Genomic DNA, 15,237 nt, shown 5'->3' with positions numbered 1-15,237 from the left:
CGTGGGAGAACTGTAGAAATGGCCGCCGTTTTCGGCCATTCGGGCGGCTACGCGCGGGCCTCCGTAGAACTACGGAAAGCCCGCCAAGGGGCAGCTCACGCGGCCGCGTCCACCAGCGCCGCGTACCGCCGGATCAGCTGCGCCAGCGACTCGGCCCCCAGCTTGGCAAACAGGTTGGCGCGGTGTGTTTCCACCGTGCGGGGCGAGAGTTCGAGCGCGCGGCCGATTTCCTTGTTGGTCAGACCCTCCACGATCAGTCCCAGCACCTCGCGCTCGCGGGCCGAGAGCTGCGCAAAACGCTCGCGCGCCTGCTGGTCGGCCTGGTGGCGTTCGCGCGAGCGCACATGCTGGCGCACGGCGTTTTGCAGGGCTTCGATCAGCACTTCGTCGTCCACCGGTTTTTCCAGAAACTCGGCCGCGCCGGTCTTGAACGCGCGGCGGCACATCTCCACCGTGCCGTGGCCGGTGAGCAGGATCACGGGCTGGTCCACGCCCTGCGCCAGCAGTTGCTCCAGCACCGTGAGGCCGCTGATGCCCGGCATGCGCACATCCAGCACGATGGCGCCGATGCTGGCGCGGTCAAACCCGGCCATGAAGGACTGCGGGTCGGCCCAGGTCTGCACGCGCAGGCCCACGGTGCTGATGAGCAGGGAGAGGCCCTCGCGCACGGCAGCATCGTCGTCCACCAGGTGGATCAGGGGCGAGAGGGAGGGGGCGCTATCGGTCATCGGTGGGTGGTGCGACGTTGAGGGTCAGCACAAACTCTGCCCCCCGTTGGGCGGCGGATGGGGGCGTGGCCTCGGGCGCCAGGCTCAGCTGCGCGCCCATGGCCTGCGCCAGGCTCTCGCACAGCGTGAGGCCCAGGCCCAGGCCGCCGTTGCGTGTGGTGTAGAAGGGCTCGAACAGGTGCTGGCGTGCTTCGGGCGGGATGCCGGGGCCGTGGTCGCGCACCGAAAGCGCCACCTGTCCGGCACCAGCCTGCGCCATTGCAAGGTGCAGCCGGCGTTCAGCGGGGGGCACTTGTTCCAGCGCCTGCAGCGCGTTCATCAGCAGGTTGTGGATGATCTGTTGCAGGGCCACGGGTTCGGCCAGCACCGGGGGCAGGTCTGCGGCGGCCAACACCTCGGGCACTACGCTGCGCTGTGCCAGCTCGGGCTCCAGCAGGTGCAGCACGTCCTGCACGGCAGTGGGCAGCGCCAGGGGCTGGGCCTGACCGGCCAAGTCGGGCCGCTCCACCAGGCGGCGCAGGCGGCCCACCACGGTGGATGCGCGGCGCGCCTGCTCCACGGCGCGGGCCATGGCGGTCTGTGCGGTGTCGAGGTCGGGTGGGTCGTCGGCCAGCAGGCGCTGGGCGGCCTGGGTGCTGGACAGCAGGGCGGTCAGCGGCTGGTTCAGCTCGTGGGCCATGCCAGCGGCCAATTCGCCCAATGTGTTCAGCCGCGCCACCTGGCCCAGGCGCAACAGCTCTTCGGCCCGCTGGCGCGCCACGCGCTGGCGCCACAGTGCGCGGCCTGCGGCCCACAGCGCTGCGGTCAGCAGGCACCAGCTCAACATGCGCCACCAGGGCAGTTCGTGCAGGCCCACGGTGCGGCGGGCCACCACGTCCAGCGGCTGGCTGGCGGCGGCCAGCAGTTTGTGAAAGTCGTAGGTGCGGATGCCGCTGCCCTGGTCGGCCTGGCCGGGCTGCACCACAAAGGCCGTGCCGCCATGCTCCAGCGTCACGCGCACCGGGCTGGCGGCCATATCCATGGGCCACTCGTCGGTGGGGATGGTGGTGCGCAGGTCGATGTGCAGCGCATAGCTGGCTGGCGTGCCCGCCAGCACCAGGTAGTAACGGCCTGCGGGTAGGTTCAGGCCTGCCGTAGCGGCGTGGCCGGTGCGCCGTGAGGTGGCCTCGGCGGCTGTCAGCTCGGCCTGCAGTGCGGGCGGCCAGTCGCTGTGGGCCGAGCGCTGCAGCACCGCCAGAATCTGCGGATACACCGACGTGAGGCGGGGCAGGGGCGATGCCGCGTTGTGCAGGTCATCCACCGCAGCGGCTGGCTGCAGCAGCGCCAGCGTGGCCATGATGGCGTCGTGCTGCACCACGCGCTGGCTCAGCAGCCGATGCACGATGCGCGCGTCGGTCTCAAACGCCGCGTGCAGCTGCTGCAGGCGGTCCACCACCAGCCAGCCGCAACCGATGCAGGCCACCGCCACCCACAACTGCAGGCTGGGAAGGTGCAGGGCGTGTCGGGGCAGAAGGCGGCGCCAGGCGGGGAGCATGCGCGGATTCTGGCATGGGGGCCTTAGAGCCTGTTCAACGTCTTTTTGGAGATCGCATTGGAGTGCAATCGGGAGGAGTGGATGCTTTGGATGCGCCGCATGGGCTCGTGCCCATGCAAGCAGCCGGGGCGCCAAAACTCCGAGTTCATCGGCCCGATTTCACTCCAACCCTTCGGGCAAGTGCCTTGCCGGGCGGTCTGCGGCGTTGTGTCGCTTGTGGATAGCGGGGCTATCCACTGCGCCCCGCGCCTTGCATCCCATCCAGCCAAGGGCGTTGTGCGACTCCAAAAAGACGTTGAACAGGCTCTTGGCTGGGGCCTGCTGTTAAACGGCGCTCAGATTCTGAACAGGTTCTTAAGGTGGCTCTGGTGTAATTTCAGACTCGCCTGTTTCCGCTCCTTCGCTCACCCGCCATGTCAGCATCTTCTCCCGCATCCCACCCCTGGCTTTCACCCCGCAACCTGCTGTGGGCCTCGGTGGCCGTGGCGGTGGTCACCATTGCACTCAAGACGCTGGCCTGGGTGGTCACGGGCTCGGTGGGTCTGTTGTCTGACGCCATGGAGTCGTTTGTGAACCTGGCCAGCGCCATGTTTGCGCTGGCCATGGTGACGGTGGCGGCACGGCCAGCCGATGACGACCACCCCTACGGCCACCACAAGGCCGAATACTTTTCCTCGGGCTTTGAGGGCATCCTCATCATGGGCGTGTCGGCGGGCATTCTGTGGGCGGCGGGGCACCGCTTGTTTGACCCACAGCCCATCGAGCAGGTGGGCTGGGGCCTGGGACTGTCGGTGCTCAGCTCGGCCCTGAACGGGCTGCTGGCCTGGGTGATGTTCCGCTCGGCGCGCGAGCACCGCTCCATCGCGCTGGAGGCCGATGCACGCCACCTGGTCACCGACGTGTGGACCTCGGCCGGTGTGCTGGTGGGCATTGCGGGCGCTGCCCTGACCGGGTGGTTGTGGCTGGATGCGGTGGCGGCCATTGCTGTGGCGCTGAACATCCTGAAAGAGGGCGTGGAGCTGGTGTGGCGGTCGTCCCAGGGCCTCATGGATTCAGCCGTGGAGCCCGAGGTTCAGTCCACCATCGACACCACGCTGCAGCAGTTTGTGGCCGCCCAGGCGCCGGGCGCTGTGCGGTTCGACCATGTCTCCACCCGCCGCGCGGGCCAGCGCCAGTTTGTGGACATGCACCTGCACATGCCCGCCGACTGGACCCTGCGCCACGCCGCCGAGCTGCGCGGCCAGGTCGAGCGCGCGCTGATGACCGCCGTGCCCGGCCTGCGTGCCACCATCGAGCTGCTGCCCACCGATGTGGAGGCGCATTTCGACGACCCCCGTGACGATGTGAAGGATGCCGTGAAGTGATCAGCGTATTGCAACGTGTGCGTGAAGCGCGTGTGGATGTGGACGGGCAGATCGTGGGCGCCATCGGCGCGGGGCTGCTGGTGCTGGTGTGTGCGGAGCGTGGAGACACCGAGGCCGAAGCCGACAGGCTGCTGGCCAAGATCCTCAAGCTGCGCATCTTTTCGGACGCCGCAGGCAAGATGAACCAGAGCGTGCAGGACATCGGTGGCGGCCTGCTGCTGGTCAGCCAGTTCACGCTGGCGGCAGACACCACCGGCGGCAACCGCCCCAGCTTCACCCAAGCGGCGGCACCCGATGAAGGGCTGCGGCTGTACGACTACCTGGTGGCCCAGGCGCGCAAGATCCATCCCGTGGTGGCCACCGGCCAGTTTGCAGCCGACATGCAGGTGCACCTGGTCAATGACGGGCCGGTGACGATTCCGCTGCGGATGCCCCCTGCAGTTCAACAAAATTGATAGCAGCTGACGATTGATAGATAGGTACTAGAGGCTATCTGGGTTCTGATGCTTGCGAAGAAACCAGTGGCGACACAGGCAAAAACCGAAACGCCATTGACGCCAGCGCCAGCCAGGCCGCAATCGCCAGCATGACGGCCGTGTGGACATCCCAGCCCAGGTGTTGGGCGCCTGTGGCCACGATGCCGGTGAACCACTGCATCAGCGCCACGCCCAGGAACATTGCCATCGTGTAGGCCGACAGGGCCCGGCCGGTGAGTGCGGGCGGGTACGAGGCGCGCACGTCGGCGTACTGCAGCACGCCGTGGCCCGACAGCAGCCCCATCAGCAGGATCAGCATCACGCTGGCGGCAGGGTGCACCCGCAAAAATGCCAGCAGCGCGAACAGCCCGGCCATCAGCAGCGAGGCGTTGCCAATCCATCGCCGGCGGCGGCCAATGCCAGGGTCCAGCCGGCCCGCCAGACCGGGTGCAAACAGCGCAATCAACGACAGACCCAGCGCCACGTTGCCGCTGTCCACCAGCGTGAGGTGGTAGCGGTCCATCAGCAACGGCGCCAGCCACAGGCCCCGCAGCGACAAAAACGCGGCGTAGCCCGACATGCCCAGCAGCAGGATGCCCCAGGTGTGCGGCACCGTGAGCAGCTGGCCAAAGCCGAGCAGCGCCTGGCCCCAGGTTTCGCGCTGCGCCGGGGGCGGCACCAGCGGGGCAGGCTCGTGCACCCGCAGCCAGATCAGCAGCCACGACAGCGCGCTGAGCACCGCCAGCACGGCATAGCCCGTGCGCCAGCCGCCACCGTGCTGCACCAGCCAGGCCAGCGGCGTACCGGTGAACAGCAGGCCCAGACCTCCAACTCCCATCGCCACGCCCGACAGGTAGGCAAACCGGTCGGCAGGGAAATGCCGCGCAATGAACAGCGTGCAGGCCAGGAACGCGGGCGAGCAGCCCACGCCGATCATCAACTGGCCCACCATCAGCCACGCATAGCCGGGCGCTGCCGCCGACAGCGCGGCACCGCCAATCGCCAGCGGGAAAGCGGTCAGCACCGTGCGCCGCAGGCCCCACAGGTCCAGCCCCACGCCCATCAGCAACTGGGCCACACCGAACGACAGGCCGAACAGCCCGGCAAAGGCCCCCAGCGACCCGGGCGACAGCCCGAACTCGGCGGTCAGCCCCTGGGCCAGGATGGCAGTGGTGGTTCGAAACGCCTGGCTCAGCGCGAACCCGCTGAGCAGCGTGAGCAGCATGGCCCACAGCACGCGGGGCGGCGGGCGGCTGCTGCCTGCCGTTGGTGCTGGCGTGGGTGCCGGTACCGCCGCAGGCGTGGACCTTGGCGTTGGCGGCGAGGCCAAGGGGCTGCTGCTCACTGCCGCCAGAAGAACACCGCCGCCATCACCAGCCCGGTAGCCACGATGCCCCAGCGGAGCACATTGGCAGGCAGCTTGCGCGCTAAGCGGGCGCCGCCGTAGCCGCCTGCGGTGGCGGCCACCATCATCATCAGCGCCTGCGGCCACAGCACGATACCGCCTGCTGCGTAGATGGCCACCGCAATCGCGGTGAGCAGCGCAGAGACCAGGTTCTTCATGCCGTTCATGGCGTTGAGCTGGGTTTGCCCCAGCAGGCCGAACAGTGCCAGCAGCAAGATGCCCAACCCGCCGTTGAAGTAGCCGCCATACCCCGCTACGGCCAGCATGCCCAGGGCCGCCTTCCACGGCGCGGCGGGGCCATGGGCCGTGGCACCGGCCCACTGGCGCAGCCGGGGCCCCAGGGCAAACAGCGCCGTGGCCGCCAGCAGCAACCAGGGCACGACCTTGCGGAAGGTGGCATCGGGCGTGATCAGCAGCAGCGCAGCCCCAGCCGATCCGCCAATGAGGGCCAGCACCACCACCGCCCGCATGGACAGGCCGGGCGGCGGTTGCATGTCCTCCCGAAACCCCCAGGCCCCTGCCATGTAGCCCGGCAACAGCGCTACTGTGCCCGTTGCATTGGCGACCACGGGCGGCACGCCGGTGAAGACGAGGGCAGGCAGGGTCAGAAAGCTGCCGCCTCCGGCAACGGCATTGAGGGCGCCGGCGACGAAGGCGGCGGTGACGAGCAGGGCGGTATCCAAAGTATCTCCTTGGCCGCATTGTTGCGCGCGCGGCATTGCACCGATGTTAGGTGGAGATGCCGCGCTTTCGAGTCCGAATTGCGACCGTAAAAGGTGCGACTGCTTTGCCCACGGCTGCGTTTTTCAGGTGGGCGATCGGCAGGCTCTCGGGGAAATCCTGAATCCGGTCAGGTTGCGTAGGGGTCTTCAAAACCCAGCTCGCGCAGGATGTCGGACTCGTACGCCTCCATCTCCTCGGCGTCGGCCTCGCTCGTCTCGTGGTCCCACCCCTGGGCATGCAGGGTGCCGTGCACCAGCATGTGGGCGTAGTGTTCTTCCAGGCTCTTGTTTTGCTCCTTCGCCTCGCGCTCGATCACGGGGGCGCACAGCACCAAGTCGGCGGTCACCACCGGCTCCTGCGTGTAGTCGAAGGTGAGCACGTTGGTGGCGTAGTCCTTCTTGCGGTACTCGCGGTTGAGCTGCTGGCCTTCTTCGGCACCCACGATGCGCACGGTGATCTCCGCGTCGGTGGCCAGGGCGTGGCGAATCCAGCGCGTGACCTTGTGGCGGGGCAGCACAGCCCGGTGGGCGGCGGCTTCGTCAAACGCGCCAAACTGCAGCGACAGGGAGAGTTGGTTTAAGGACATTTGAGGTGTTTTAAGCTACCGGTGCCCAATTTATAAGCGTACGTAGCTATTAAATTAGGAGTTCAGTCGCGGGTGCGGGCCGCTGCGGCACGGCGGGGGGCGTCGTAAGCGTCCACGATGCGGGCCACTAGCGGATGGCGCACCACGTCGGCGCTGGTGAAGTGGGTGATCGAGATGCCCTTGACGCGCTTCAACACCCGTTCTGCGTCGATCAGGCCGCTCAGCGTCCCCTTGGGCAGGTCGATCTGGCTCACGTCGCCCGTCACCACCGCCTTGGCACCAAAGCCAATGCGGGTCAGGAACATCTTCATCTGCTCGGGCGTGGTGTTCTGCGCTTCGTCCAGGATGACGAACGCGTTGTTCAGCGTGCGGCCACGCATGAAGGCCAGCGGCGCGATCTCGATGGCGTTGCGCTCGAAGGCCTTTTGCACTTTGTCGTGCCCCATTAGCTCATACAGCGCGTCGTACAGCGGGCGCAGGTACGGGTCCACTTTCTGCGCCAGGTCGCCGGGCAAAAAGCCCAGGCGCTCGCCCGCCTCCACCGCCGGGCGGGTCAGCACGATGCGCTGCACGCTGCTGCGCTCCAGCGCATCCACCGCACTGGCCACGGCGAGATACGTCTTGCCGGTGCCCGCAGGGCCGATGCCGAAGGTGATGTCGTGCGTGGCGATGTTCTGCAGGTACAGGTTCTGCGTGGGCGTGCGCCCACGCAAGTCGGCCCGGCGGGTGTTGAGGATGATGGCGTCGTCTGGCGCTTCCAGCAGTTCGCTGTCGCCCGCCAACATCAGCTGGATATAGTCCTCGCCAATGGGGCGCTCGGCCATCTCATACAGGGCCTGCAGCAGCTCCATCGCCTGCGTGGCCTTGGCCTTGGGGCCGTCGACCTTGAACTGCTCGTGCCGGTGCGCAATGCTCACCTGCAATGCCACCTCGATGGTGCGCAGGTGCGCATCGGCCGGGCCACACAGGTGGGTGAGCCGGGTGTTGTTGTGGGGGGTGAAGGTGTGGCGCAGGATCACGCGGATAATTCCAGTCAGGCAACGGAAAACAGCAAGAACGGCGGCGCGGCATGTCATGCCCGCGCCGTCAAAGGACATCAATGATAGGCAAATTGACCGGCACCCTGCTGGAGAAGAATCCCCCCGAGGTGCTGCTGGACTGCCACGGCGTGGGCTACGAAGTGAATGTGCCCATGAGCACGTTCTACAACCTGCCCGCCGTGGGAGAGCGTGTGAGCCTGCTGACACAGTTCATCGTGCGTGAGGATGCTCAGCTGCTGTACGGCTTTGCAACCGCCCCTGAGCGCCAGGCGTTTCGTGAGCTGATCAAGATCTCCGGCGTGGGACCACGCACTGCGCTGTCCATCCTGAGCGGGATGGGCGTGAGTGACCTGGCGCAGGCGATTTCGCTGCAGGAGGCGGGCCGTTTGGTGAAGGTGCCGGGCATTGGCAAAAAGACAGCCGAGCGTTTGCTGCTGGAGCTCAAGGGCAGGCTGGGGGCGGACATGGGGGCTGTGCGTGGCGCGGCCACCAGCGATGCGCAAGCCGACATTCTGCAGGCGCTGTTGGCTTTGGGCTACAGCGACAAGGAGGCGGCTGCGGCGCTCAAGGCGCTGCCAGCGGAGGTGGGGGTGAGTGACGGAATTAAGCTGGCGTTGAAGGCGTTGGCCCGCTGATAATCGCCCCGAAATGTTCGCCCCGCAATGGTTTAGTGGTGACCCTTCTGAGGCTTGCAAGCGTGAGTCGTAGCGATTTCTAGGATGCAGACAATGAAAAAGTTTTCCGTAGTGCGTTGGGTACCCGCCCTCTTCTCGGCAGCAGCGCTGCTGGTGGCGTGTGGTGGTGGCACAGGTGACGCGGCACCTAACGCTCCGTTGCTGTCTCAGGTGGACAGCAGGGTTCAGCCTGTAGAAGCCGTGCAGGATGTTGCTCGAGTGAAGTCCCGCAGTGCCACTGCAGCGCCGTCAGCAGCTGTGGTCGCGTTGGCAGAACTGGCTGCGGAAAAGACCCAGTCCGTGGACTCGGTGGGGCCACGGCTCGTGGGGCAAGGCCGTGATGTGGAGGCGACCAAGTCTGTGTCTGCGATGGGAGCCCTGTGGAAGTGGCGCAAAGCACCTGCGGGTGGCCTGGTTGCTGCGGTGAGTTTCAGCGCGGAAGGGGCCTATGGTTTGCGGCTGGGAGTGCTTGTTCAGCAGCTTCCGGGCAGCGCAGTGGTGCGCGTTTATACGCAGGCGGCGCCTGACAAGGTGTTCGAGATCTCCGGGCAGGAAATTCTCCAACTCATCGAGCGCAATCAGGCTGCGGGCGACCGTTCGGATGCTGCTCGCACGTGGTGGACACCTGATACCGGGGGCGGTGAGGCGACCTTGGAAGTGGAGTTGCCGCTTGGCATTGCCGCGAGTACCTTGCAAATTTCGGTACCCCAGCTGTCGCACATCTTCGCGAACTTGTCCGTGCCCACCGAGCAGGAATACCAGGAACAAATTCAGCAGAATGCGAAAGCCATCGGCGATGCCGACACCTGTAACCTGGACGCCACTTGCTACAACGACGGCGCCAACGAACGCAATGCGGTCGCGCGCATGGTATTTGTTAAAGGAGCGAATGCCTACCTGTGCACAGGCACATTGCTCAACGATGGCAGCTCCAGTGGCAAGCCTTACTTCCTGAGTGCCAACCACTGCATTTCAGATCAGACCGTGGCTTCGTCCTTGCAGACGGACTGGTTCTTCCGTTCGTCGAGCTGTAACAGTGGTGCACTGCAGAGTTCGAGTACCAAGAAGGTAGGAGGGGCCAAACTTCTCTACGCCAGTGCCGATACCGATACATCGTTTCTCTTGCTCAACGACACGCCTCCCGCAGGAGCGGTTTTTGCGGGGTGGGATGCGTCTGCCGTGGCTGCAGGAGTCTCTACCATCGGTTTGCACCATCCCCGTGGCGACCTCCTTAAGTTGAGCTATGGGGCAGTGGTCGGCCAATCGACTTGCACCACGATCTCTGACACGCAATTTTCGTGTGGAGGGACCAACGGTAACTACTACCGAGTTAACTGGAGCCAAGGCACTACCGAGGGGGGCAGCAGTGGTTCTGCGCTGTTCAGGAACGGCAAGGTGGTAGGCACCCTGTATGGAGGGAGTGCCATTTGTACCAACAAGTCGTCATCGGACTTCTATGGCCGTTTTGACGTGGCTTACAACGCTGCGTTGAAGAACTGGCTGGCATCGGCAGTCAGCAGTGGTCGCGCAGCTGTTTACCGATTTTACAACAGCAAAACTGGCGCGCATTTCTACACGGCCAGTGCTGCCGAACGGGATTTCGTGATTAAAACCTTCCCAGAGTTCGGATATGAAAATATCGCGTTCTACGCTTATCCGGATGTCAGCTCCGGTAAGGACCCCGTGTTTCGTTTCTACAACGCCACCAGCGGCGCACATTTTTACTCGGGCAGTGTGGAAGAGCGCGACTATGTGATCACTCATTTTCCTGAATATCGCTACGAGGTCGTCAGCTGGTATGCACAGAAGGCTGAGGGCAACGAGTCTTCTCCGATCTACCGCTTCTACAACGCAAAGACGCGAGCACACTTTTACACGATCAGTGCTGCTGAGCGGGACTTTGTGATTCAGGTCCACAAGGACTTTCAATATGAGGGCCCCATGTACTACGCATGGACTTCGCAGTGAGTTTGTGCCGCAGTATCCAAGGCGCAGACCCTCCCTGCTCACACAATGACCATCCAGACCGACGATTTCACCCCCGCCCCCGCCAAACGCGTCATCTCCGCAGTTCCCGTTTCCCCCCAAGAGGAGGCCATCGAACGTGCCCTGCGCCCCAAACTCTTGCAGGAGTATGTGGGGCAGGCCAAGGCCAGGGAGCAGTTGGAAATCTTCATCGGCGCGGCGAGGAAGCGGGGTGAGGCGCTGGACCATGTGCTGCTGTTCGGCCCGCCCGGCCTGGGCAAGACCACGCTGTCGCACATCATCGCGGCGGAGTTGGGCGTGAACCTGCGCCAGACCAGCGGCCCGGTGCTGGAAAAGCCCAAGGACCTGGCGGCGCTGCTGACCAATCTGGAAAAGAACGACGTTCTCTTCATCGACGAGATCCACCGCTTGTCACCCGTGGTGGAGGAAATCCTCTACCCTGCGCTGGAGGACTACCAGATCGACATCATGATCGGCGAGGGGCCGGCAGCGCGCAGCATCAAGCTGGACCTTCAGCCCTTCACCCTGGTGGGCGCCACCACGCGTGCGGGCATGCTGACCAACCCGTTGCGCGACCGCTTCGGCATCGTGGCGCGGCTGGAGTTCTACACGGCCGAGGAGCTGGCGCGCATTGTCCAGCGCAGTGCCGGGTTGCTCCATGCACCGATGGATGAGGAAGGTGGCTTCGAGATCGCCCGCCGCTCGCGCGGAACACCGCGCATTGCCAACCGGCTGCTGCGCCGGGTGCGCGACTATGCAGAGGTCAAGGGCGATGGGCGCATTACCAAACCCATTGCCGACAAGGCGCTGGCCATGCTGGATGTGGACCCGCAGGGCTTTGATGTGATGGACCGCAAGCTGCTCGAAGCCGTGATCCACCGCTTTGACGGCGGTCCCGTGGGGCTCGACAACATCGCTGCCAGCATTGGGGAAGAGGCCGGCACCATCGAGGATGTGATCGAACCCTATCTGATCCAACAGGGCTTCCTGCAGCGCACGCCGCGCGGGCGCATTGCCACGCTGGCGGCGTTCCGCCACCTGGGGGTTACGCCGCCGAAGGCGAGCGGGCAAGATCTGTTTGGGGTGTGAGGGCCGTGGCAGAGCTGGGCTCTGCGCGGGCTGCTCCCCGCAGCATGCCCGCCACGATCAGCGCCTGCGCCGCGTAGTACGTCGCCAGCACCCACACTTGTGCCATGGGCAGGGGCGTCACAAACCGGTTGGTGGCCAGCAGCGAGTCGCTGAGCATGAAGAACCCGGCGCCGATGGCGACCCACAGCGAGGGGGCGTCGCGCAATACGGTGGCGCGGCCTATCGCCTGGGCCGCCATCAGCGCAATCACCAGCACATAGGCCGCGACGGGGGCGCGCAATGCAGGCGGCAGGCCGCCCGCCCACAGAAAGGCGTACATGGCCACGCCGATGCCCAGCGTGGCCACCAGCGCACCCCGGTGCGGAAACCACGCCTGTCCACTTTTGAACAGCGCCACATAAAACAGATGCGCCACCAGAAAGCTCACCAGGCCGGGGATGAAGAAGCCCTGGAACATGAGAAACACATCCCCCGCCAATGACCCGCCCAGGGCCGCGATCAGCAAGACCCAAGGCGTTTTTGCGCCTGGTGCACCTCTTGTGCTAGTCGAATATGCACTGGCAGCTACTAAAATAATAGCAATCGCCATGGTCAGCGGTTTGAACAGCCAATGCCATTGTGTGAACTCCAGCGCACTGGTGGCCGTGGCCAGTGCCGCGCTTTGCAGCATCAGCGCCATCAGCATGCGAAGGCGCCCCTGCATCACAGCGCCCAGCGACCATTGCACTGTCAGCAGCACGGCGAACCAGACGGCGTTGTGCGCCAGCGGCGCCGCATCGGCCTGCCACAAAAAGGCCGCCACGCCCCCGAGAAGCAGCACAAACTGCACCAGTGCAAACCACTGCACGGCGCGCGACATCGGTGGGTGGTAGAGCGCCATCTGCGCCATGCTGAAGGCCGGCTTGGGAAAGCGCTCCGCCACGTCCGCAGGCCGCCAGCCCGGCGGCTTGATCCAGACCTTGAGCTTGTCGAGCCAGCTGCGTGCGTGCCAGCTGTCGTGCGCCAGCCCGGCGTACACCTGGGCGTTGGCCCACAGTGGGTCCCAGCTATTGAGCAGGCCGCGGGTGCCATACACACATTTTTCCTGGTCGTCTTCGTCCTTGAAGGTGCCAAACAGTCGGTCCCATACGATCAGGATGCCGCCGTAGTTCTTGTCCAGATAGGCGTCGTTGACGGCATGGTGCACGCGGTGGTTGCTGGGGCTGCAGAACCAGCGGTCGAACCAGCCCAGGCGTCCCACCTGCTCGGTGTGCACCCAGAACTGGTAGAGCAGGTCAATCAGCGCCACGACGCCGAACACCAGCGGCGGAACGCCCGCCAGTGCCATGGGCACATAAAAGATCCAGCCCAGCAGCGCGCCCGAACTCGTCTGGCGCAGCGCGGTGCTGAGGTTGTAGTCCTGGCTCTGGTGGTGCACCGCGTGCGCGGCCCACAGCACCGCCGATTCATGCCCCATGCGGTGGAGCCAGTAGTAGCAGAAGTCGTAGAACACCAGCGCCAGCAGCCAGCCGGGCAGGCTGGTCCAGAACGCATCGTTGCGCCACAGCGCCACGTGCTCGAACAGGGCGGTGTAGATGCCGATGCGCAGCAGCCGCGTGAACACTGCGCTGGTCTGGCTCAGCATGCCCAGGCTGATGCTGCTGACGGCATCGGCCAGGCGGTAGGTGTTGCGCTGGCGCTTGAAGCCAATGGCCAGCTCAAGGGCGATCAGCAGGAAGAAGACGGGTGTGGCAAGGACGATGATCTGGCTGGGGCTCATGTTGCCGGATTGTGGTCCAGCAGCCAGCTCACACCGGGGCAGGTGAACCCCTATAGCCCCGGTGTTTAGAGGGCTGCGCCTATGTCTGCGCTCCCCGTGCATCCACCCGGATGATGCGCTCCACCGTGCCGGCCGCCAAACCGCCGCGCACGCCGATCAAAAAGTCATGCAGATTGACCGTGGGGTCGCAATGGCCAGGGATGAGCCAGAGCATGTGTCCCAGGCTGGGCAGTCGGGCATCGGGAGCGTCTGCGTAGAGCAAGCCATGCTCGTCGCCCCCGTTGGCATAGCGCAGGGTGCGGTCGGCGGGCAGCAGGGCCACCGTGGGCAGGCCGGAGTCAATGGCGTGGCTCTTGTGACCGGCGTCGCACACGGCGTGGGTGTCGCGCACAGACACCACCTGGGTCTTGACGTACAGCGCATGTTCAAACGCGGGCTGCGCAGGATCGCGTTCGTTGCGCGCGTAATCTGCGTCCATGAACAAAAACGAGCCTGCCTGCAACTCGCCAAACACGCCGCTGGCGGCCTCGTGAACCAGAGTGCCTGTGCCTGATCCGGTGATCAGCGGCACGGGCAGCCCGGCGGCTTCGATGAGCTGGCGCGTGTGATCCGCCGCGCGAACGACAGCGGCGATGGTCTCGCGCCGACCCACGCTGCTGGCCAGGTGCTGGGCGCGCCCATGGTAGGCCTGCAGCCCCGCAAACCGCAGGCGGGGGCTGCGCGACACGGCCAGCGCGAGAGGCACGGCGGCCTCGCCCGGCGGCACGCCGCAGCGGCCCTGGCCCACGTCGATCTCGACCAGCACATCAATGCCCGCGTCGCTGCCGTACTGCGCCATGGCTTCGGCCAGGCGTTCGATGCCGTCGATGTGGTCCACGGCCACGCCCAGGCGACCGCCGCGTGCCGCCAGCAGCGCCGCCAGCCGCGCCACGCGGTGCAGCTTGGGCATGGCAATGACTTGGTTGGTGATGGTGATGTCATCGACCCCGCCAGCGGCCAGCGCCTCGGCCTCAGCGACCTTCTGCACACACACGCCCTGGGCGCCAGCGCGTTGCTGCAGTAGCGCGAGTTCGGCGCTCTTGTGCAGCTTGGCATGGGGGCGCCAGCGCACGTGGTGCTTACGCGCGAAGTCGGCCATGCGCTGGACGTTGCGGTCCATGGCATCCAGGTCCACCACCAGGGCGGGGGTGTCGATAGCGTCCACCCGCTGGCCGATGGTGGATTGCAATTCAGGCGTGGTTTTCATCGCGCAGGACAATCTGGTCAAGGTGTTGGGTGTCCGCCCAGCCGACGAGGGTGAGGCCGTCAGGCGTCCACAGCAGGCGGTTGATGGCGGCGTTGGAGAGTTGCCAGGTGCGCGGCGCCTGGATGTCCTGGCGCGTGGCCAGGCGGTACAGCACATCGAGCACGCCGCCGTGCGCCACCATCACCACCTGCTCGCCCACATGCTGCTGCGCCAGCGCGGTCACGGTGCGTTCGATGCGGTCACGCAAGGTGACGAGGGATTCGCCGCCCTCGGGCGTGTAGTGGGGGTCGCGCTTGCGCCAGCGCAATGCGTCCTCGGGCAGCTCGGCCTCGATCTCGGCAAACGTGCGGCCCTGAAAGTGCCCGAAGCTGCGTTCGCGCAATCCCGGCTCGGTCTTCAACGGGGCGCCTGTGGTGTGGGCCACGGCCTGGGCGGTGGCGTGCGCGCGTTGCAGGTCGCTGGAGTAGATGGCTGCAATCGGTTCGCCCACCAGGGCCTGGGCGACCTGGGCGGCCTGCCACAGGCCGGTGTCGTTGAGCGGGATGTCCAGGTGGCCCTGGATGCGGGTGTCCACGTTCCAGGCGGTTTCGCCGTGGCGGATGGCAACGATGCGGGTGGCGTGCATGC

14 protein-coding genes are annotated in these 15,237 nt (G+C 65.7%); 5 read left to right on the top strand and 9 right to left on the bottom strand.

Annotated elements, in window-relative coordinates:
• Positions 1–95 precede the first annotated feature (95 nt).
• Positions 96–728, bottom strand: coding sequence for a response regulator transcription factor (locus tag ASC83_RS06390; protein ID WP_056059589.1), 633 nt, complete (start codon positions 726–728; stop codon positions 96–98).
• Complete coding sequence (locus tag ASC83_RS06385; protein ID WP_082522365.1) at positions 718–2,262, bottom strand: sensor histidine kinase; 1,545 nt, start codon at positions 2,260–2,262, stop codon at positions 718–720. Before ASC83_RS06385 ends, ASC83_RS06390 begins: the two co-directional genes overlap by 11 nt.
• Positions 2,263–2,675: 413 nt before the next feature.
• On the opposite strand from ASC83_RS06385, the gene ASC83_RS06380 reads away from it, so the two are divergent.
• Positions 2,676–3,626, top strand: coding sequence for a cation diffusion facilitator family transporter (locus ASC83_RS06380; RefSeq protein ID WP_056059587.1), 951 nt, complete (start codon positions 2,676–2,678; stop codon positions 3,624–3,626).
• Positions 3,623–4,081 (top strand): D-aminoacyl-tRNA deacylase, encoded by a 459-nt coding sequence (gene dtd, locus ASC83_RS06375; protein WP_056059585.1) that lies wholly within the window; start codon positions 3,623–3,625, stop codon positions 4,079–4,081. Before ASC83_RS06380 ends, dtd begins: the two co-directional genes overlap by 4 nt.
• Positions 4,082–4,115: 34 nt before the next feature.
• Here dtd and ASC83_RS06370 read toward each other — a convergent pair whose 3' ends face one another.
• The 4 genes from ASC83_RS06370 to ASC83_RS06355 all read right to left on the bottom strand — a co-directional run bounded on the left by ASC83_RS06370 (position 4,116) and on the right by ASC83_RS06355 (position 7,835).
• A complete protein-coding gene (locus tag ASC83_RS06370) occupies positions 4,116–5,432 on the bottom strand; it encodes an MFS transporter (RefSeq protein WP_082522364.1) in 1,317 nt (438 codons plus the stop codon).
• An 11-nt stretch (positions 5,433–5,443) separates the two neighbouring features.
• Positions 5,444–6,226, bottom strand: coding sequence for a sulfite exporter TauE/SafE family protein (locus ASC83_RS06365; protein ID WP_056059583.1), 783 nt, complete (start codon positions 6,224–6,226; stop codon positions 5,444–5,446).
• Positions 6,227–6,357: 131 nt separating this feature from the next.
• A complete protein-coding gene (gene ybeY, locus ASC83_RS06360) occupies positions 6,358–6,816 on the bottom strand; it encodes an rRNA maturation RNase YbeY (RefSeq protein WP_056059581.1) in 459 nt (152 codons plus the stop codon).
• Between the two features lie 62 nt (positions 6,817–6,878).
• Positions 6,879–7,835: a PhoH family protein gene (locus tag ASC83_RS06355; RefSeq protein WP_056059579.1), complete on the bottom strand. Its 957-nt coding sequence runs from the start codon at positions 7,833–7,835 to the stop codon at positions 6,879–6,881.
• Between the two features lie 80 nt (positions 7,836–7,915).
• Here ASC83_RS06355 and ruvA point away from each other — a divergent pair, with 80 nt between their 5' ends.
• The 3 genes from ruvA (at position 7,916) to ruvB (ending at position 11,605) form a co-directional block, all read left to right on the top strand.
• Positions 7,916–8,491: a Holliday junction branch migration protein RuvA gene (gene ruvA, locus ASC83_RS06350; RefSeq protein ID WP_056059577.1), complete on the top strand. Its 576-nt coding sequence runs from the start codon at positions 7,916–7,918 to the stop codon at positions 8,489–8,491.
• Positions 8,492–8,584: 93 nt separating this feature from the next.
• Entirely contained in the window at positions 8,585–10,498 is a 1,914-nt protein-coding gene (locus ASC83_RS06345; protein WP_056060023.1) for a trypsin-like serine protease, read from the top strand.
• A gap of 45 nt (positions 10,499–10,543) precedes the next feature.
• Positions 10,544–11,605, top strand: coding sequence for a Holliday junction branch migration DNA helicase RuvB (gene ruvB / locus ASC83_RS06340; RefSeq protein ID WP_056059575.1), 1,062 nt, complete (start codon positions 10,544–10,546; stop codon positions 11,603–11,605).
• Here the strand turns inward: ruvB and ASC83_RS06335 are convergent.
• From ASC83_RS06335 to ASC83_RS06325, 3 genes are all read right to left on the bottom strand, one after another.
• Positions 11,562–13,364, bottom strand: coding sequence for a lysoplasmalogenase family protein (locus ASC83_RS06335; RefSeq protein ID WP_056059573.1), 1,803 nt, complete (start codon positions 13,362–13,364; stop codon positions 11,562–11,564). The two genes, ruvB and ASC83_RS06335, sit on opposite strands and share 44 nt — an antisense overlap.
• Positions 13,365–13,443: 79 nt before the next feature.
• Positions 13,444–14,610, bottom strand: a complete 1,167-nt coding sequence (locus ASC83_RS06330; protein ID WP_056059571.1) for a DSD1 family PLP-dependent enzyme — start codon at positions 14,608–14,610, stop codon at positions 13,444–13,446.
• Positions 14,594–15,235 (bottom strand): histidine phosphatase family protein, encoded by a 642-nt coding sequence (locus tag ASC83_RS06325; protein WP_056059569.1) that lies wholly within the window; start codon positions 15,233–15,235, stop codon positions 14,594–14,596. Before ASC83_RS06325 ends, ASC83_RS06330 begins: the two co-directional genes overlap by 17 nt.
• Positions 15,236–15,237 lie beyond the last annotated feature (2 nt).

This window comes from Acidovorax sp. Root402 (genome assembly GCF_001425125.1).
In the GTDB taxonomy this organism is placed as follows: domain Bacteria; phylum Pseudomonadota; class Gammaproteobacteria; order Burkholderiales; family Burkholderiaceae_C; genus Acidovorax; species Acidovorax delafieldii.
Note: the sequence above shows the minus strand (reverse complement) of the source record. Positions and strands in the feature narration are given on the sequence as shown.